Below are 19,458 nucleotides of genomic sequence, written 5' to 3'. Positions count from 1 at the left end.
TGTTTAAAAGGCTTTCCTAAAGAAGGCTCAGGCCAACGTAGTATCCTTCACTCCCGCGGACGTTAAAGACAGTATTGTCCTCAAAAAGGAGGTACTGCCCTTTAATCCCTTTAAGGGTACCCTTGTATTCCGGGGTTTTATCAAGGTTCAGGCTTTTGACCTTTTCCGGGTATTGCAGCACCGGGAATTTCAGGACAGTTTCCTGGGTGCTTCCAATAAAATATGGGGCTGCTTCTTCCGGGATATAGGGCTTTAGCCGTTCCCGCCAGGCGAAAAGGTCCACATCTTCGAGGTGGTTACTCAGCATTTTGCGCCAATTGGTCTTATCACTTACGTGTTCCTTCAGGGCTACTTCCGTGATCCCTGCAAGGTAGCGGTTGGGGGTCTCTACAATTTCGATAGCCTCATGAGCTCCCTGGTCTATCCAGCGGGTCGGGACCTGGGCCTTTCGGGTAACCCCTACTTTCACATTACTGGAGTTGGCCAGGTATACAATATGGGGCTGCAACTGCATTTTTTTTTCAAACTCAAGGTCCCGATCTTCTTTGCCCAGATGGGCAGTACTTTTTTCGGGATGCATGATCCAGTCCCCGGCAGCCGGGGTCTCAAAGAAACAGTTCCGGCAAAATCCCTGCCGGTAAATAGGGCGGTCCTCCCCGCAGTTGAGGCATTGGAATTTGATGAAATGGATCCGGATCTGCTGATCCAGCAGCAGGTTCATATGTATAAAATCTCCTGGGAAGACCAGATAATAGTCTATAGGGGAGTGGAATTCAGTCTGCATTTTTCGTAAAACACCCTCGTACTGCATGAAATCTTGGTTTAAGAAATAGAATTTTATAGTATATTTAAAAACTGTCCCCCGGCCGTAAAGATACCAAAAATGCCTATTCCGCTTTTCAATTCAATTGCCTCCTGGTTACTCAAAAAAAGGTATCATCAGATCGAACTATTCCTGAAATACCCGGAAGAAGTGCAACAGGAAGTATTGCTGAACCTGATCGATTTTGCGGACGAGACCGAAGTGGGCTTGCAGTATGGATATGAAAGCATCACCAGCTACCAGCGCTTTGCGGAACGGGTACCCATTGTGACCTATGAAGAGATGGAGCCCATGATCGAAAGGGCCCGAAAAGGAGAACAGAATATCTTCTGGCCCACGGCCATCAAGTGGTTTGCCAAAAGCAGCGGAACCACCAATGCCAAGAGCAAATTCATCCCGGTAAGTACTGAGGCTTTGGAGGACTGCCATTACAAGTCTGGCAAAGACCTCCTGTGCCTGTACCTGAACAACAACCCGGATTCGCAATTATTTACAGGCAAAAGCCTGCGCCTGGGAGGCAGTAAGGAATTATACGAAGACAACGGTACCTATTTCGGGGACCTTTCCGCCATCCTTATCGATAATATGCCCTTCTGGGCGGAACTAAGCAGTACCCCCAGCAACCGGGTTTCCCTGATGAGTGAATGGGAGCATAAACTGCAGGCTATTATTGAAGAAAGTATTCAGGAAAATGTTACCAGCCTGGCCGGGGTACCCTCCTGGATGCTGGTTTTGCTCAATCAGGTAATAGAGAAAACCGGCAAGAGGCACCTGTTTGAAATATGGGAGAACCTCGAGGTGTATTTTCACGGGGGGGTCAGCTTTAACCCCTACCGGGAGCAGTACCGACAATTGTTGCCCCGAGAGCGCTTCCGTTATTACGAGATCTACAACGCATCCGAAGGGTTTTTTGCCATCCAGGACCAGAATAACAGCCAGGACCTGTTGCTGATGCTGGACTACGGGATTTTCTATGAATTCATCCCAATGGACACTTTCGGCAAGCCCGAACAAAAGGTTATTCCGCTCTGGGAGGTGCAGCAGGGTGTGAACTATGCGATAATCATCACCACAAATGCCGGGCTCTGGAGGTATCAGATTGGAGATACGGTGCGCTTTACCAGTACCAGCCCCTACCGCATCCGGATTACGGGCCGTACCAAACACCATATCAACGTCTTTGGAGAGGAACTCATTATAGAGAACTCAGAAGAGGCGCTCAAACGGGTTTGCACCCAAACCGGGGCAAGCATCAAGGAATATACGGTGGCGCCTATTTTTATGTCAGGCGGTGAGAAAGGAGCCCACGAGTGGTTGGTGGAATTCCGTAACCCTCCGAAAGACTTGCAGGAATTCTCAGAACAACTGGATAAGGCCCTGCAGCAGCTTAACTCAGATTACGAGGCCAAGCGCTATAAAAACATTACCCTGAACCCTATACGGCTCAATGTAGCCAGGGATAACCTGTTTTACGACTGGCTGAAGGCCAAGGGCAAACTGGGAGGCCAGCATAAAATACCCCGCCTTTCCAACAGCCGGGAATACATGGATGAGCTGCTGAAAGATAACCAACCTATAAGTCAGGTTTAATGCTGCTTTAATCGAATATGGACTGGACTGCAATTTTTAATTTTCTGATGATTGCCGGTGCGGTTCAAGGCTTTATCTTTAATATCGCCACCTTCCTGACGCGGCGCAGGCTCGAAAAGCCGGTCATATTTCTGAACCTCTTTGTGCTTTTTATATCCCTGAACAACCTGCAGTCCTGGTGTGTGGACAAGGGCCTTTTATCTTTCAACTATTATGTGGAGCATTTTGTGTTTCCCTGGTATGTGCTCATTGTTCCTTTCTTCTACACCTTCCTGGTGTATTATCTGCAGATTGAAAAACGGAAATTACCCTTTATCCGGCTTACCCTGACCATTTTTTTTATGGAGGTCGGCTGCAGGATCGCAATGCTCTATCTGATCTCACGGGGTATTATGGACCGGGAAGACATCAATATGTACGATTACCTGGAAGACCTGGTAACTCTGGTTTATTCCCTTGTCCTTTTTGTGAAATGCATCCGCATTATCTATAAATACGATTCCCTTTACCGGCCCATTCTAACCTTTGACAACCTGAACTGGGTGAAGACCTTTATGAAACTCGGAGGGGTGGTAATTGCACTCTGGCTGGTAGCCATCCTCTTAAATATTTTCTCTGAGAACATAAAACCACCCTATAGCTATTACCCTTTGAGAATCGGATCCTCCCTGTTGATTTACTGGGTGGGCTACCAGGCTTTTTTTCAGTATGTCCTGCTTAAAGACCGTCTGGCGCTCAGGGAATTCGTCAGGGTGGGGCATGGGGGTTCTGGTCCGCAAATACAGCCCGCTCAATCGGGACAGTCCAATGCAAAGCACAGTCGGGATTTTGAAAAATTCGATGCCCTTATACGCGAGGAAAAAAAATATCTTGACCCCTATTTAAGCCTGGATACCGTGGCGGAAGAGGTCATCATGGGCAGCAGTACACTCTCCAGGCTGGTCAACCAGCATTCCGGCAAAAACTTTTCCGATTATATCAATTCCTATCGGGTTGAGGAAGCCTGCAGACTGCTTTCGATGAAAGAATTTGCACCTTACACCATTGTTTCCATTGGCCTGGAATGCGGCTTTAATTCCAAATCCACCTTCTATAACGCCTTCAAGAAGTTTGCCGGGATGACTCCAACGCAGTATCGCAGGAACATGGCCCCCATCTTGCAATAATTGTCCGGATTTTTGCCTGCAACAGGAAATGGGATAGCCAGAACCTGTCCCTTCATAGTTTTGCAGTGAACCAAAATCCAAAATTATGAAATCCTTTATGTCCGTATTGCTTTGCCTTTCCCTTGGGATGGCAAGCGCCCAACAGCCCGCCGGTTCGGATTCGGGCTCTAACGAACTATCACTGAACCTTTTGTATTCCGTACTGGAAATTCCCGAAATTACGTACGAGCGCATCCTTTCAAACGAAACCGGGATAGGCTTTTCCCTAGCGATCGCCCTGAATGATGAAATTGAGATTCAGCAAGGCCTGGCACCCTTTTTCAGGTATTACTTTGGGAATAACCGGGCCGATGGGTTTTTTGTGGAGGCAAATGCCGCTTTCTATAATTCGAAGTATGATATTTTTAGCTTTGATGGTACGGATTCAGAAAATGAATTTTCCTTTGGCCTGGGGTTTGCAGCCGGGGTTAAGCTGGTCAGTGCTAAAGGCTGGATGGGAATGGCCTTTATCGGCTTGGGACGCCGCCTTGGAGGTGGGGGAGACCTCCTTGACCTGGGCTACCCCAGGGCAGGGATTAGTTTTGGAAAGAGGTTCTAAAAAGCTGATAAATAGATTGTTAGATAATAGGTATTGTTTTGTGGTAAATAAATGCCTTAAATCCTTGTAAAATGTGCCTTACAGGGATGTACATCGATGATTTACCTCTGCTGAACTAAAAATTGGCTGGTTTCCGCAAATAAATAGCCAAATTCATGTCCCGAATTAACCTGCTTATTCTTATCAATACTACAACTATGGCGGAAAGGCTTGTGATTTTATCTGACATGTGGGGCTCCAAAAAAGGGCTGTGGATTACTTCTTATCTGGGATATCTGCAGCAGTATTTTGACATCGTTTTTTACGATAGCCAACAATTAAGCGGAATTGAATCCGCTGGAAACACCCCTGAAAACATTTGTGAAGCCCTTGCCGGGGGCGGAGTGGAAAGAGCGGCCCGGCAGTTATTGCGAAAAGAGAAAATCCCCAGCCACTACCTGACTTTTTGCGCAGGGGGAACCATAGCCTGGCAAGCTGCCCTGATGGGCCTTCCTGTAAAATCCTTGTATTCGATCTCCCCAGTTTTACTCAGCGAGCAGCTGGAAAAACCTTCCTGTCCTGTAAAACTGATGTTCGGGGAATACCACGGGGATATTCCTTCAGCCTCCTGGGCTGTTTCCCGGGGCATCGAATATAAAATGGTTCCACGCTTTGGTCGTGAACTGTATTCGGATGAGAAAATTATCAGGGAAGTGTGTATGAACCTTCTGGATGATGTGCTGAAAAAGCAATATCAGGGATAATCAGGAAACAGCCTTCAATTTCTTGATCGTTTCAAAGGACAATTTTTCCTCTGCATAGGGCTTGGTTACCTTAAACTCGTTTTCGTCAGAGCTCGGCAATTCAAACATGGCATCGGTAAAGACCGCCTCGCATAACGAGCGCAACCCTCGCGCACCCAGTTTATACTCTATAGCCTTGTCCACAATGTAGTCTAAGGCCTGCTCGGTTATCTTAAAACTGATGCCGTCCATCTGGAACAATTTTTCATATTGCTTAATGATGGCGTTCTTTGGTTCGGTAAGAATGGCCCGTAAGGTCTTGCGATCCAGGGGGTTCATATGGGTGAGCACCGGCAACCGGCCGATGATCTCAGGGATCAGTCCAAACTCCTTTAAATCTTTCGGGATAATATACTGCAGTACATTTTCGGCATCCAGGCTCTCTTCTCGCTTGGTGGCACTGTAGCCAATGGCCTGCATATTGAGCCGCTTGGTGATAATGCGTTCGATACCGTCAAAGGCCCCGCCTGCAATAAAGAGTATGTTTTCTGTATTGACCTCAATAAATTTCTGGTCCGGGTGCTTGCGCCCGCCCTTGGGCGGCACATTTACGGTAGTGCCTTCCAGCAACTTTAAAAGCCCCTGTTGTACGCCTTCCCCTGAAACATCCCGGGTAATGGAAGGATTATCGCTCTTTCGCGCAATCTTGTCGATTTCATCTATAAAGACGATTCCTCTTTCTGCTTTTTCGAGGTTGTAGTCAGCCGCCTGCAAAAGTCGGGTCAATATGCTCTCCACATCTTCTCCAACATATCCGGCCTCTGTAAGTACCGTTGCATCGACTATGGCCAGGGGTACATTCAGCATCCGCGAAATGGTCTTCGCCATCAGGGTTTTTCCCGTACCGGTTTGTCCGACCATTACAATGTTACTTTTCTGTATTTCGATTTCGTCTTCCTTGGAAGAGGGCTGCAAAAGGCGCTTGTAATGGTTGTAAACAGCTACAGACAATACTTTTTTGGTACGCTCCTGCCCAATAATATAGGTATCGAGGAAGCCCTTGATTTCCATGGGTTTCTTCAGGACCAGTTCAGATGAAAGGTCATCGCTTTTGGCCTGCCGGGACTCCTCCGCCACAATCCCATGTGCCTGTTCAATGCAGCGGTCGCAAATGTGCGCGTCCAGCCCTGCAATCAGCAGATTGGTTTCGGGTTTCTTTCTCCCGCAAAAGGAACATTCTAAATTCTCCTTAGCCATAATTGAGCGCGTCTATAAGATAAAAACGTTTTTTGTGCGTAAAATTGTCTTCATGTCCCTGTTTTCGGGCTTCAGTTCAAAAGGTTGGACCATCGGTTATTCGGTGTCCCGCTCCAGGATTTCATCGATCATTCCGTATTTCCGGGCTTCTTCTGCCTTCATCCAGTAATCCCGGTCGCTGTCTTCATAAACTTTGTCAAAAGATTGCCCGCTGTGCTTGGCAATGATCTCATAGAGCTCATCCTTGATTTTCAGGACTTCTTTGGCTGCAATTTCGATATCGCTGGCCTGCCCCTGTGCTCCCGACATAGGTTGGTGGATCATCACCCGGGAATGTTTCAGCCCGCTGCGTTTTCCTTTTTCGCCTGCACAAAGCAGTACGGCGGCCATGGAGGCAGCCATCCCCGTACAAATGGTAGCCACATCCGGCTTAATAAACTGCATGGTATCGTAAATACCCAGCCCGGCGTATACGCTTCCCCCGGGGGAGTTAATGTAGATCTGAATATCTTTGGAGGAATCCGCACTGGCCAGGAATAATAGCTGGGCCTGTACAATATTGGCTACCTGATCATTGATTCCGGTTCCCAGAAAAATAATCCGGTCCATCATCAGCCGTGAGAACACGTCCATGGCGATGGCATTGAGCTGCCGTTCCTCAATAATATTCGGGGTCATACTGACCGGGTACATGCTCTGCAGCCCGCTTTCCAGATACAGGCTGCTCAGCCCCTGGTCTTTAATGGCGAAATCTTTAAATTCCTTTGTATAGTTCATCAATTGCCTTCACTAGTGGTTAAAAAAAAGGTGCCGAAAGATAATTCCCCGGCACCGTAAAGATACTATTTTTAATAATTCCCGCTGAAATTCGCGCTAATTTGTGCCAGCCGGGTCTTCCCTAGCCGTACACTTCTTTTACGAACTCTTCGTAGGTAACCTCTTTGTTCTTCAGATTGGCCTTTTCCTTGTACAACTTCAGCAACTTCTGGCTCATCAGTTGTTCAGACAGCCTTTTGACTTCTTCCTGGTTGCTCATAACCCGGGATGCGATATTTTCGAGGTCTTCTTCCTTAGGGTTAAGCTGGCCGTATTGCGCCATCTGGGTTTTGATGAACCCTTTGGCGAATTCCTTTAATTCATCGTATTGAATATCCAGCTCGTGATCTTTTATGAGTTTTCCTTCAATCAGCTGGTACCGCAGCCCTTTTTCGGAACGTTCAAATTCATCGCTGGCTTGTTCTTCAGTCAATGGGTTTTCCCCGGTGGTTTGCATCCATTTTTTCAGGAATTCGGTAGGGAGATCAAATTTCACCGTCTCAATAAGGCGTTCGGTTACGTCATTGAGCAGCTTCTGGTCTGATTGCTGCTGGAATTGCCCTTCGGAATCTTCTTTGATCTTTGCACGCATTTCCTTTTCAGAGCTTACCTTGCCTTCTCCGAATAACTTGTCGAATAATTCCTGGTTCAGTTCTGCAGGCTCCCTTTCATTTATTTCGGCAATGGTGAAATTAACTTCAATATTGAGCCCTTCAGCCTTTTCTTTTTCAATTCCCAGGGTGCTGGGCAGCAAATAAGCTTCCTTGAACAGGCCCTTGGTTTTCAGGCTAACCGTTTCTCCAACCTTGCTTCCTTTTAAAGCGTCAATAGCTTTCTTGCTCTTGATCTTGGAAAGTTCTACAGTGCTTTTCTGATCGATCCCTTCTGCTTCATTGGTAAAAGTTCCGTTCACTTCATCCTTGGGGCCAACTTCCTTTTTGGAAACCAGCTTCCCGTATTGCTTGCGGATCCTTAAGACCTGATCATCGATCATTTTCTTGTCTGCAACAATCTTGTAATGAGGAATTGCTTTTTTGGTTTTCAGGGAAACTTCAAATTCCGGGGCAAGGCCCAGTTCAAACTCGAATGCAAATTCATCGGCATCCCAGTTGAAATTATCCTGTTGCTTGGGCAGGGGGTTCCCCAGTACATCCAGTTTTTCTTCTACAAGGTAGTTATTCAGGTTATCCTGGATCAATTTGTTGACCTCATCTACCAAAACAGCCCGGCCGTATTGCTTTTTGATCAGCCCCATAGGGACCTGACCTTTGCGAAAGCCCGGAATGTTGGCATTCTTTCGGTAATCTTTAAGTATTTTATCGACCTTGTCCTGATAGTCTTCCTTGGTGATAGCAACTTTCAGAACGGCATTAAGCTCATCTATTTGTTCTTTGGTAATATTCATCTAGCGATTTTTATGCATATAAAAATGGGATGCAAAAATAGCGTATTTTATATCGCCGGGCAAGTTTTTAACCGACTGTCTTTCAATAAGTAGTTTGCTATTTGGAATCCTGCTTCAGGAAGGAAAAAAGAATGGATTGCAGGAGCGATAAAAGTAGCGAAAAGAGCAATGCCCACCAGATTCCCGCAACATCAAAGCCCGTAACCAGCCAATCTGCCAGCAGGATAATAATGGCATTTATAATGAGCAGGAAGAGCCCCAGGGTCAGGATAGTAACTGGCAGAGTAAAGATTACCAGCAGGGGCTTTACCAAAAAATTGAGAAGGCTTAACACTACAGCCACCAGAATGGCAACCCCGTACGAATCCACGCTAACTCCAGGCAATATATTGGCCAATAAAACAACCGCAAGAGCGCTCAGTAGTAATCGGATGATAAAGTTCATAATTGGTTGAATTAAAAAAAGGGTACCACTATAGAAGCAGTACCCTTAAATATAAGATTAAATTTTTTCTAATTGATATACAGGCCGGTGAAATCAAGCGGGTTTACCCTTGGCAGTTCGGCTCCATACGTATTTTCAATAACCTCAATAAATTCATTTGCAATCAGCGCATAGCCACGCGGGGAGGGATGCACCCCGTCTAACGAAAAACCTCCACCTGTTCCATAGGTTGCTGTAACAACGCTTCCGTCACTGAGGGTTATACCTGCATCTGCTAAGGTATTCAGATAGGCACTGGCATCCACCAGACCCAGGTTGTAGGTGTCAGCCAAAGCTGCAATAGTGGCATTAAAATTGGCTGTTGCATTGGCGATCATTTCCTGTTCTTCTGGCGTCAGTACCCACCGGTCTTCCAAAGGGTAGGTGATACCATTTATGGATAGCTGCCCGGCAGTTTCCGCAGGAAGACCGAGTCCCTGCAACATGGCGAAGGCATCTGTATTGAGTTCTGCAATTACCGTCTGACTGGTAAATACAATTAAATCGTCCGCCGTGGCCTGCCGTGCTTGCCCGTAGAGCATTCCCAACAGACCTGCTGTGGGAGCATCCAGGCCACCCCCTATTAGTGTGGCCGTTATCTGAGCGGAAAGATCAGGCAGATCTTCATCTTTTATTAAAAGAGCACTTGCCCCGGTGGTACTGAACGTTATGGAGCGTTCCGGCACTCCCAAAAAGGCAAAGACATTGTTAAGGTCTGCGAATTGAGCATTCAGAAGCGGTATCTGCGGCCCGAAGTCGGGATTGGTCGGATCTAAGGGCGCAAAAGGGACCGTTGTAAAAAACGGGATGGTCGTTACATCCGGGATGTTGGCAACTACCCCTTTGGCTCCGTTGGCTGTTAAGCCCTGGAGCAGGGCAGTGTAGATGTTTTCAAAAAGCTGGGGATCGGTCAGGTCATTCCCACCATAGGTAGTAGGATCTGGGTTTCCGGTTTGATCCACCCCAGCGCCTCCAGAAGTGGCAAAGCTCAGTACATCGTTATTTCCAATCCAAAGTGTGAAAAAAGTTGGGTTCTGGGTTAGGGCATCTGTTAGGACAGTAGTACCAGGGTTACTAGCAAAACGCGCAAAATAAGGGTTGGCCAGGCCAGCGGCTACCCCTGCAACATTTCCATAGCCAGGAGCTACCAGGTGAAAGCTTTTGGCACCGGGTACGCCCATATTGTTAAAGGGCCCGGCGAGGACATTTGATATTTCCGTACTTCCCTGCCCGGGAACCGGGGTAGGCAAGGGGTCTCCTGTAGAAAAATCAAGAAAAAGCCGGTTCCCGAAAATAGGAGTTCCCGCCAGGGTTGCTCCCCCGAGATTGTCAGCCATAAAAGGAATGGTAAAATCGCCACCCCCCGCCAGGGCAAATGAACCTGCCAGCATGTTTGGGAAAGAGGCCGTTTGCCCGTCTATAAAGAGGGCTGCATCCGAATAACCGGCAGTGAGTGAATTACCCAATGCAACATAGTTGCTAAAGTCGGCAGAGCCACTGGTATAATTGACCGGATCAGGATCGGGTCCGGGATCTGTTATCACATCATCGTCGCTACAGGAGACGAAAAAAAGGCCAAGAGCAGCCAGTAAAGCCAAAAGCTTTTTCATAAGATCAAATTTGAGTTAGTTGATAGCGCCGCCTCTCGGGCAGGCATTCTCAAAATTAACTAAAATTATGACACTCGCAATATGACCCCTTAAAAAATTATGCATGCATAATATAAGGGCTAATTGATTCAGGATTTGATAAATGTGATCGTTTTTTCAAAGAAAACATCCGGCTTCTCGGCATGCAGCCAGTGCCCCGTTTCGGGGATGGTTACCAGCTGATAGTTGGGGAAATGTTTTTTCATCAGCGGCGCATCTGAATCTTTAATGTAGTCAGAATTCCCACCGCGCAGAAACAAAACCGGCCCGCTGTAGGCAGCGTTTGATTCCAGGGTCGCGCCTATTGCTTCCATGGAGCTGCTCAGCACTTTCAGGTTAAAGCGAAATCCCAGCTTTTTAGGGTTTTCCCAGTACAGGTTTTTGAGCAGAAACTGCCTTACGCCCCATTCGGTGATGCTTTGGGCCAGATAATCATCCGCCTCTGTCCGGGACTCCATTTTTTCCAGGGGGATGGAATGTAATGCATCCAGGATATGTTTATGGTGAGGAGGATAATATTTAGGAGCTATATCTGCTACAAGCAAGTTTAATACCCGGGAGGGATATCTGCAGGCAAATTCCATTGCCGTTTTTCCGCCCATGGAATGTCCCAGCACACTCGCGCTGGAAAGGCCCTTGCTATCCATATATTCCAGGAGGTCAGCTGCCATGGTAGGGTAGTCAAATCGGGAATCCCAACCACTTCTGCCGTGATTGCGCTGGTCCAGCAGGTGTACTTCCAGCCCGCTGTCTGCATATTTCTTTCCAAGGGTTTTCCAGTTGTCGGACATGCCCAGAAAACCGTGGAGGATTATCAGGGGCTTTCCTGCCCCAAGTACTTTTGAATATAACTCCATCAGGAAAGGCGATGTTTATACATGTTTATAGTGTTTTCAAGACCCAGGTATAATGCCTCACAGATGAGTGCATGGCCGATGGACACTTCCAGTAAACCCGGGATTTGCTCCTTAAAGAAGCGGATATTCTCAAGATTCAGGTCATGGCCTGCATTGAGGCCCAACCCTACTTCAAGGGCTGCTTCCGCTGCCCTGCGGAAGGGAGCAATGGCCGTTTCCGGATTGTCCGGAAAGCCCTTGGCATAGCTTTCCGTATACAGTTCTATCCGATCCGTGCCTGTATCTTTTGCCGCCCGTACCATTTCAGGGTCCGGATCCACGAAAATAGAGGTGCGTATCCCTGCCTTTTTGAATCTTCCGATCACTTCCCGAAGATAGTCCTGGTGTTTAAGAGTATTCCAGCCGGCGTTGGAGGTAATGGCATCAGGGGCATCCGGGACCAGAGTTACCTGCTCTGGGAGCACCTCAAGTACCAGCTTTTCAAAAGACTCAATCGGATTTCCTTCTATGTTGAATTCCGTACGGACAACGGACTTCAAATCCCTGGCATCCTGATAGCGGATATGCCTTTCGTCAGGACGGGGATGAATTGTAATCCCCTGGGCACCAAAGGATTCTATGTCTTCTGCAGTTTTCAGAAGGTCGGGGAGGTTTCCACCCCTGGCATTTCTGAGGGTTGCTATTTTATTGATATTTACACTGAGTCGGGTCATTAAATCTCTGGGTATTACTGAAAATCCCTGCAAAAATACAAATTAGGCATGCCTTTTGCTCTTTAAAATTAGTAATTTGCAACAGGTTTTGCGCTCATGGATATGCAGGAACACATAATCAGTACCATTCCGGTCTTTGAATTGGAGGATTCACTTAAGGAAGTAATCCACTTTTTCACGCACAGCACGTATTCACACGTGGCCATTGTGCATGAAGGGCGTTTTGTCGGATTACTGGGGGAAGCCGATCTGGAGAATTTCCAGGAAACCAGTTTGGTGGAAGAGTTTCGCTACCAACTGGAATCCTTTTCTGTCCGGGAAGATGCTTCCTGGCTGGACATCCTCGAGGGATTTACACGAAATGATGCAAACCTGATGCCGGTGATCAATACCCAGGAACAGGTCCTGGGGTATTACGACCTGAGCGATGTTGTGGGTATTTTTACGGAAATGCCATTTTTTACAGAGCCGGGAGCCGTACTGGTAATCGCAAAAGCCATACAAGACTACAGTTTCAGTGAGATCGCACAAATTGTGGAAGGTAACAATACCCGCTTACTGGGGGCTTTTATTACCAAGATGACTAATGATACGGTACAGATTACTCTGAAAATGAACGGACAGAATATCAATGAGGTCATTCAGACATTCAGGCGGTATCGCTACAACATCCTGTTCGGTAACATGGAAGACCGTTTTTTGGAAGAACTCAAACAACGCTCCAATTACTTGGATAAATATCTAAATGTATAAACCTCATGAAGGTTGCACTCTACGGGCAAACCTACAACGAGGAGGTTGCCGGCCCGGTCTCGGAACTACTTTCTGCACTGGAATCGGTACAGGCATCGGTAGCCATTGAAACCGAATTTTCTGATTTTTTGGGATATGGAACAGATCGCTATCCGGGTTTTACAGTTTCTGAAGGCCTGGATTCCAGTTTTGATCTGATGGTCAGCTTTGGCGGGGACGGGACTATTCTCAGGGCCATCACCTATATCAGGGATATGGGAATCCCCATAGTAGGGGTCAATACGGGACGGCTGGGGTTTCTTTCAACCTTCCGAAAGGAAGAAGTTGACCGCCTGGTCCGGGAATTTGTGGCAGGAAATTACCATCTGGTAGACCGCAGCCTGGTTGCTGCCAGTTTTGATGGACAGACCCCGGGCGGGACGCAGCTCAATTTCGCTCTGAATGAAATCACTGTGAGCCGCAAGGATACAACCTCCATGATTACGGTAGACACCTACCTGAACGACGAATATCTGACCTCTTACTGGGCAGATGGTCTTATCATAGCAACACCTACCGGGTCTACCGGATACAGTCTTAGCTGCGGGGGGCCTGTAATCACGCCAACCGCGCGCTCCCTGGTTATCACCCCTATAGCCCCGCACAACCTGAATGCGCGCCCTATGGTCATTTCAGATGATACCGAAATAAGACTGGTGGTGTCCGGGCGTGAAGAACAGCATTTGCTGTCTATGGATTCGCGCATAGCCAGTTTGGACAATGGTACCGAAATACGGGTCAGAAAGGCAGACTTTAGTATTAAAATGGTTGAGTACGCTTCTGAAAGTTTCCTTAAAACGATTCGCAATAAGCTGCTTTGGGGGGAAGACCGCAGGAATTGAACGGGTCCGGCGGGCAATAAATATTCACAAAAGTTGTTTATCAAATGAAACATAAATATGGTGTTTTTACTGCTGTCGTAGGGCGTTAAATTGCTATATTTGCAAACTTTTGGATTAGATGAGGATCGTTTTTGCCGTATTGTGCATGTTGATTTTCAGTTCGCTTCAGGGGCAAACCTACGAAGTGGGCTTATTTGCCGGAGGGGCTAATAATATTGGCGATATCGGCCGGATGAATTTCATACTGCCCAGCGGGCCTGCTTTTGGGGCCATCTTCAAATGGAACAAGAGCAAGCGGTATGCCTGGAGGGCCAGTGTGATCCATGGTAGTTTTACGGCAGACGACAGCAAATCATCGCTCCAATCGAGAAGTCGGCGAGGCCTGCGAATGGATAACAGCATTCTGGAGGCATCAGCCGGCCTGGAAGTAAATTTTGTGGAGTATAACCTTCATAAAATCGGTCCGGCATTTACCCCATATTTGTATACGGGGATTACCTATTTCAGGTACGATTTTAATTATTTCGACGCCGGCCTGTTAATTGATGTGAATCAGCGCGAGGGATCATTTGCCATTCCGATGACGGTTGGGGCCAAATTGCGGCTTCACCAGCAAGTAATCCTCGGGGCTGAAATTGGCGCCAGGTATACCTTTACGGATAACCTGGACGCAAGTAATCCGGAGGGTTCGAATTTCGAAGCCTTTCGGTTGGGGAATATTTTCAGTGATGACTGGTATGTTTTTTCAGGAATTACCCTGACGTATACCTTTGGAAGGAAGCCCTGCTCGGATTGCTTTGAGTATAATTAGGTTTGATGAACACTATAGAAGACTTAAAAGAGGGGCGCATACCTGCGCACCTTGCCATCATTATGGATGGCAATGGCCGCTGGGCCAAACAGCGGGGTAAACTCCGTGTCTTCGGTCATGAAAACGGAGTACAGTCTGTGCGGGATGCCGTAGAAACTTCCGGAAAACTGGGTATAAAACACCTCACCTTATACGCCTTTAGCACAGAAAACTGGAATCGCCCCAAACTGGAAATAGACAGCCTGATGAGCCTGTTGGTGGCTTCCCTAAGGAAAGAAGTAAAGACGCTTCACAAGAATAATATTCGCCTCAATGCCATAGGTCGTATAGACAGCCTTCCGAAAAAGGTGCTGAAGCAGCTTAAGGAAGTGATGGAACAGACCCGGCAGAACACCGCAATGACCCTTACCCTGGCCCTTAGTTATGGTTCCCGGGAGGAGCTAACATCGGCTTTTAAGGCCATTGCATCCAAAGTTAAAAATAATATAATTTCACCCGATAATATTGATGAAACCATTATTAATGATCATCTTTACACGCATAATTTGCCGGACGTGGACTTGCTAATCCGAACCAGCGGGGAACATCGGATCAGCAATTTTTTATTATGGCAGATAGCCTATGCGGAATTGTATTTTACGGAAACATTCTGGCCGGATTTCAGAGAGGAGCACCTCCTAGAGGCTATTAAAAGTTATCAGAACAGAGAACGAAGATTTGGAAAAACAAGCGAACAAATTCATTAGTGGCAGTTCTGCAACCCTTCCACTAAAGCAGCTACTCCTAACCATAGCATTTCTTCTTACCGCGCTTGCCAACGCTCAGGATATATCCTACGAGAATGGGAAGACATATATTCTCGGGGGTATTGAAGTTACCGGGTTACAGAGCTATAACGAACAAACCGTAAAAACATACACCGGTCTGAGGGAAGGACAACCGATAACCATTCCGGGAGATGAGATCAGCGAAGTCATCAATAAGCTCTGGGGTCTGGAGCTCTTCAGCGACGTTTCCTTTTACATTACCCGGATAGAGGGGGACGAGATATTCCTCGAATTAAATATCCTGGAACGCCCCTCACTTTCCAAGGTTACGTTTTACGGAGTGAAAAAGCGTAAGGTAGATGACCTGGTAAATGATACAGACCTCAAAAAGGGAAAGAAGATTACCGAAAGCCTGATTTCCAATACCCGGAATTATCTCGAAAACAAGTACAAAAAGCAGGGGTTCCTGAATGCCAGGGTTACCATTGCCACTTCCGTTGATACTTCGGAGACCAACGCCCGCAACATGGTCATCAATGTAAACAAGGGCGACCGGGTAAAGGTGAAGGATATTGTTTTTGAGGGCAATGAGAAGCTATCCGGCGGCAAACTCCGGGGCGCCATGAAAAACACCAAGGAAAAAAGATTGGGTCGTTTCTGGAAAAAATCAAAATACATCGAGGCAGATTATCAGGAAGACCTCAAATCCCTGATCGACAAATATGCTGAAAATGGTTACAGGGATGCCCGTGTCCTTTCCGATACGATTGAGCGCATTGGCGACAACAAGATCAACATTCGGATTGCCGTGGAGGAGGGCAACAAGTATTACTTTGGCGATATTGATTTTGTCGGTAATAGCGTTTACACAGACCGGCAGCTCAGCCAAGTCCTTGGGATCAAAAAAGGGGATACCTATAATGGGGTGTTATTGCGCAAAAGGATTGCGGATGACACCAAACCAGATAGCGACGATATCACCAACCTCTACCAGAACAATGGTTATTTATTCTCGCGGATTAATCCGGTAGAAGTTTCAGCCGAAAAGGATACCATCGATTTTGAGATTCGCATTATTGAAGGGAAGGAAACCTTTATAAACCGGGTAACAATCGGTGGAAACGAGGTTACAAATGACCATGTTATCTACAGGGAGATAAGGACCCGGCCCGGGCAGCGCTACAGCAAGGAAGACATTATCCGGACAGTGCGCGAATTGGGACAGCTGGGCTTTTTTGACCCGGAACAGATCAAGCCCACCATAGATAACCCCAACCCTAATGAGGGAACGGTGGACCTGAAACTGGATCTTGTAAAATCCGGCTCCAGCCAGGTAGAGTTGCAGGGTGGATATGGCGGTGGTGGCTTTATAGGTACCCTTGGCCTGTCTTTTAACAATTTTTCAATTCAGAACTTATTTAAAGGGGAAGCTTACAAGCCGGTCCCCATGGGGGACGGACAGACCTTTGCCCTGCGTTTGCAGGCGAGCCGTACCTTCCGTGTCTACAGCCTGAATTTCTCTGAACCCTGGCTGGGCGGGCGGAAGCCGGTGCGCTTTAACCTGTCGCTTTCCCGTACCCAGCAGTTTCTGGCTTCCTTTAACAATAGTGGCCGGGTACAGGTAGATAAAAACCAACAGTTCTCCATTACGGGTATTTCGGCCGGGTTGGCCAAGCGGGTACAGTGGCCGGATGACTTTTTTACCATCTCGCATGCCCTGAGCTACCAGCTGTATAATTTTCAGAACTACCGGACCGGGCTATTTAACTTTGGTAATGGCCAATCCAATTCCTTTGCCTATACCTTTGGTATATCCAGGAGTTCTGCAGGCCCGGGATTCATCTTTCCGCTTACAGGAAGTATTTTCGAAATTACAGCCAAGTTTACTCCTCCCTATTCGCTGTTTAGCAATAAGGATTTCGCGGGTCTGAAAGAGCGCAGCGAAGAGCTGAACGAATTGCAGGTAGAACGGGCAAGGCTGGGGCAATCCCTGACTCCCGAAGAGCAAAGAGAACTGGAACAGGTAGACCAGGAGCGTTTCCGCTGGCTGGAATACTACAAGATCAAGTTTAAAGGAGACTGGTATTCCAGGATCGTTGGAAAACTGGTCCTCCGCACCAATGCGGAATTTGGATTTTTGGGAGCTTACAACAGTGAGGTGGGAAAAGTTCCTTTTGAGCGTTTCTTCCTTGGGGGAGATGGATTAGGGCGAAACTTTACCCTGGATGGACGGGAAGTTATTCAGCTGAGGGGATACGAAAACAACTCTCTCACCCCGGTCGATCCTATTACACAGCAGCAGGAGGGCGGGATTGTATACAACAAATATTCCCTGGAACTGCGCTACCCGCTAACCCTGAAGCCCACGGCCTCTATTTATGCCCTGACTTTTATGGAAGCCGGTAACTCCTTCAACAATTTTCGGGACTTTAATCCGTTTGCATTAAGAAGATCGGCCGGGGTAGGGCTCCGAATTTTTATGCCAGCCTTCGGACTGTTGGGAATTGACTTTGGATACGGTTTTGATGAAGATCTGAGGCCACAATCTGCGGGTCAGGGACCTAGCGGGTGGCAAACGCACTTTATTATTGGGCAACAATTCTGATCCCATGTCTGTTTTTAGATACAGTCCTTTTTTGTTAAATCGTTCATTTTAAAAGATTTAGTAATTTTGGCACGATATTTTCTATCATACAAAACAGTTCTGGAATGAAACACAAAATAATTATCCTTCTGGGCGTTCTTGGAATGTCATTAGTGGCAACGGCACAGCGCGGAGTACGGATCGGTTACGTTGATATGGAATATATCCTTGAAAATGTAGAGGAATACCGGGAAGCAACTGAGCAGTTAGACAAGAGGGTTAACCAGTGGAAATCTGAAATTGAGGCCAAACAGCGCCTCATTGAACAGGAGAAAAAGGATTTGCTCGCAGAACGCGTATTGCTAACAGACGAGCTTATCCTCGAAAGGGAGGAGGAAATTCAGATCATGGAAAAGGAATTGCTGGATTACCAGCAGGCCCGTTTCGGACCCAGGGGGGATCTGGTCTTGCAAAAGCAGCGCCTGATCCAGCCCATACAGGACCAGGTTTTTAATGAAGTACAGAAAATAGGAGCGAATAAAAAGTATGATTTTATTTTCGATAAATCGGCGGATGTCGTAATGTTGTACTCCGAAAAAAGGCATGATATCAGTGACCTGATTTTAAGGGGAATAGCCAGGACCAGAAGGGTTAGCAAGCCTCAGAAAAAAGCTGATGATCGCCTGGAACAGTTTGAAGGGGATGATGAAATTGAGGAATCTGTTTCAGAGGCCTTGCTAGAGCGACAGACCCGGGCAGCAGAGGCTGAGGAAGCACGCCAGAAAGCCGCAGCCGACAAAAGGTCAGAAGCACTGAAATTGAGAGAAGAACGCAAGAAGGCATACGAGGCGAGAAGAAAGAAATTATTGGAAGAAAGGGAGGCCCGCAGGAAAGCCAAAGAGGAAGAACGCAAAGAGGCCACCGAGAAAGAAAAGGATTCAATAAACTAACATAGAATCAATTAGTAATAACTCAAATTAGCAAATTAAACATCATGAAACATTTAAAAAAGGTAGCTGTAGCGGTCGTTTTGTTTGTAGCTGCTACTGGCTTTATGCAAGCCCAGAGCAAGGTGGCTCATATTAACGTGACCGAGTTGTTAGCACAAATGCCGGAGATGAAGGCTGCCCAGGCGGAACTGAAAAAACTGGAAGAAACCTACAAGGCAGATATCCAGAGCTCCGTAACTGAGTTGCGAAACAAATACACCCAGTACAATAACGAAGCGAGTTCAAAAACTGATGAAGAGAACCAGAAACGTGCAATTGAACTGCAGGGTTTTGAAAAGAACATCGGGGAGGCCCAGCAGGCTGCCCAGCAGGAACTCGGAAAAAAGCAGGCAGAATTGTATCAGCCTATCTTAGAGAAGGCGAACAACGCCATTCAAAAAGTAGCTGCTGCCCAGGGCTATGATTACGTTGTAGACGCCAGCCCAGGACTGGGTCTGATCGTTGCAAAAGGAAAAGACCTGATGCCTGAAGTAAAAAAGGAACTGGGATTCTGATAAAAGCAAACCCGCTTAAGGAAACCGCTCATTAGATGGGCGGTTTTTTTATTTTTATGGGAGCGTAGGAGATATAAG

General features: G+C 47.1%; 19 protein-coding genes. 11 read left to right on the top strand and 8 right to left on the bottom strand.

Translation table 11 applies throughout. The features are described from left to right. Positions 1 to 16: 16 nt before the first annotated feature. A complete protein-coding gene (locus tag ACT6NV_RS02730; RefSeq protein WP_445385736.1) occupies positions 17 to 811 on the bottom strand; it encodes a DUF2797 domain-containing protein in 795 nt (264 codons plus the stop codon). Positions 812 to 883: 72 nt separating this feature from the next. Here ACT6NV_RS02730 and ACT6NV_RS02725 point away from each other — a divergent pair, with 72 nt between their 5' ends. From ACT6NV_RS02725 to ACT6NV_RS02710, 4 genes are all read left to right on the top strand, one after another. Beyond that, a complete protein-coding gene (locus ACT6NV_RS02725) occupies positions 884 to 2,413 on the top strand; it encodes a GH3 auxin-responsive promoter family protein (protein WP_445385735.1) in 1,530 nt (509 codons plus the stop codon). A gap of 17 nt (positions 2,414 to 2,430) precedes the next feature. After that, on the top strand, positions 2,431 to 3,579 hold the full coding sequence (locus tag ACT6NV_RS02720) for a helix-turn-helix domain-containing protein (protein WP_445385734.1): 1,149 nt from the start codon (positions 2,431 to 2,433) through the stop codon (positions 3,577 to 3,579). A gap of 85 nt (positions 3,580 to 3,664) precedes the next feature. Next, positions 3,665 to 4,177, top strand: a complete 513-nt coding sequence (locus tag ACT6NV_RS02715; protein ID WP_445385733.1) for a hypothetical protein — start codon at positions 3,665 to 3,667, stop codon at positions 4,175 to 4,177. Between the two features lie 155 nt (positions 4,178 to 4,332). Continuing rightward, positions 4,333 to 4,920: a hypothetical protein gene (locus ACT6NV_RS02710; protein ID WP_445385732.1), complete on the top strand. Its 588-nt coding sequence runs from the start codon at positions 4,333 to 4,335 to the stop codon at positions 4,918 to 4,920. Here the strand turns inward: ACT6NV_RS02710 and clpX are convergent, their stop codons facing one another. The 7 genes from clpX to ACT6NV_RS02675 form a co-directional block, all read right to left on the bottom strand. Beyond that, positions 4,921 to 6,156 carry an ATP-dependent Clp protease ATP-binding subunit ClpX gene (gene clpX / locus ACT6NV_RS02705; protein WP_445385731.1) on the bottom strand — a complete coding sequence of 412 codons (1,236 nt, stop codon included), beginning with the start codon at positions 6,154 to 6,156 and terminating at the stop codon, positions 4,921 to 4,923. Between the two features lie 96 nt (positions 6,157 to 6,252). Next, positions 6,253 to 6,933, bottom strand: a complete 681-nt coding sequence (gene clpP / locus ACT6NV_RS02700; protein ID WP_445385730.1) for an ATP-dependent Clp endopeptidase proteolytic subunit ClpP — start codon at positions 6,931 to 6,933, stop codon at positions 6,253 to 6,255. A gap of 121 nt (positions 6,934 to 7,054) precedes the next feature. Next, a complete protein-coding gene (gene tig, locus ACT6NV_RS02695) occupies positions 7,055 to 8,377 on the bottom strand; it encodes a trigger factor (RefSeq protein ID WP_445385729.1) in 1,323 nt (440 codons plus the stop codon). A 97-nt stretch (positions 8,378 to 8,474) separates the two neighbouring features. After that, on the bottom strand, positions 8,475 to 8,822 hold the full coding sequence (locus ACT6NV_RS02690; RefSeq protein ID WP_445385728.1) for a phage holin family protein: 348 nt from the start codon (positions 8,820 to 8,822) through the stop codon (positions 8,475 to 8,477). A gap of 68 nt (positions 8,823 to 8,890) precedes the next feature. Beyond that, entirely contained in the window at positions 8,891 to 10,471 is a 1,581-nt protein-coding gene (locus tag ACT6NV_RS02685) for a G-D-S-L family lipolytic protein (protein WP_445385727.1), read from the bottom strand. Between the two features lie 128 nt (positions 10,472 to 10,599). Next, positions 10,600 to 11,367, bottom strand: coding sequence for an alpha/beta fold hydrolase (locus ACT6NV_RS02680; protein WP_445385726.1), 768 nt, complete (start codon positions 11,365 to 11,367; stop codon positions 10,600 to 10,602). Then, the gene (locus tag ACT6NV_RS02675) at positions 11,367 to 12,080 is read right to left on the bottom strand and encodes a pyridoxine 5'-phosphate synthase (RefSeq protein WP_445385725.1); all 714 of its coding nucleotides are present in this window, start codon (positions 12,078 to 12,080) and stop codon (positions 11,367 to 11,369) included. Before ACT6NV_RS02675 ends, ACT6NV_RS02680 begins: the two co-directional genes overlap by 1 nt. Before the next feature lie 96 nt (positions 12,081 to 12,176). Here ACT6NV_RS02675 and ACT6NV_RS02670 point away from each other — a divergent pair, with 96 nt between their 5' ends. The 7 genes from ACT6NV_RS02670 to ACT6NV_RS02640 all read left to right on the top strand — a co-directional run bounded on the left by ACT6NV_RS02670 (position 12,177) and on the right by ACT6NV_RS02640 (position 19,380). Then, entirely contained in the window at positions 12,177 to 12,833 is a 657-nt protein-coding gene (locus ACT6NV_RS02670) for a CBS domain-containing protein (RefSeq protein ID WP_445385724.1), read from the top strand. A 5-nt stretch (positions 12,834 to 12,838) separates the two neighbouring features. Continuing rightward, complete coding sequence (locus ACT6NV_RS02665; protein ID WP_445385723.1) at positions 12,839 to 13,714, top strand: NAD kinase; 876 nt, start codon at positions 12,839 to 12,841, stop codon at positions 13,712 to 13,714. A gap of 118 nt (positions 13,715 to 13,832) precedes the next feature. Next, positions 13,833 to 14,525 carry a type IX secretion system protein PorG gene (gene porG, locus ACT6NV_RS02660; protein ID WP_445385722.1) on the top strand — a complete coding sequence of 231 codons (693 nt, stop codon included), beginning with the start codon at positions 13,833 to 13,835 and terminating at the stop codon, positions 14,523 to 14,525. Between the two features lie 5 nt (positions 14,526 to 14,530). Beyond that, the gene (locus tag ACT6NV_RS02655; RefSeq protein WP_445385721.1) at positions 14,531 to 15,271 is read left to right on the top strand and encodes an isoprenyl transferase; all 741 of its coding nucleotides are present in this window, start codon (positions 14,531 to 14,533) and stop codon (positions 15,269 to 15,271) included. Beyond that, complete coding sequence (locus ACT6NV_RS02650) at positions 15,243 to 17,897, top strand: BamA/OMP85 family outer membrane protein (protein WP_445385720.1); 2,655 nt, start codon at positions 15,243 to 15,245, stop codon at positions 17,895 to 17,897. Before ACT6NV_RS02655 ends, ACT6NV_RS02650 begins: the two co-directional genes overlap by 29 nt. Before the next feature lie 104 nt (positions 17,898 to 18,001). Then, on the top strand, positions 18,002 to 18,826 hold the full coding sequence (locus tag ACT6NV_RS02645; protein ID WP_445385719.1) for an OmpH family outer membrane protein: 825 nt from the start codon (positions 18,002 to 18,004) through the stop codon (positions 18,824 to 18,826). A gap of 44 nt (positions 18,827 to 18,870) precedes the next feature. Continuing rightward, positions 18,871 to 19,380 (top strand): OmpH family outer membrane protein, encoded by a 510-nt coding sequence (locus tag ACT6NV_RS02640; RefSeq protein WP_445385718.1) that lies wholly within the window; start codon positions 18,871 to 18,873, stop codon positions 19,378 to 19,380. Positions 19,381 to 19,458: the final 78 nt, after the last annotated feature.

This window comes from Robiginitalea insularis (genome assembly GCF_052497835.1).
Note: the sequence above shows the minus strand (reverse complement) of the source record. Positions and strands in the feature narration are given on the sequence as shown.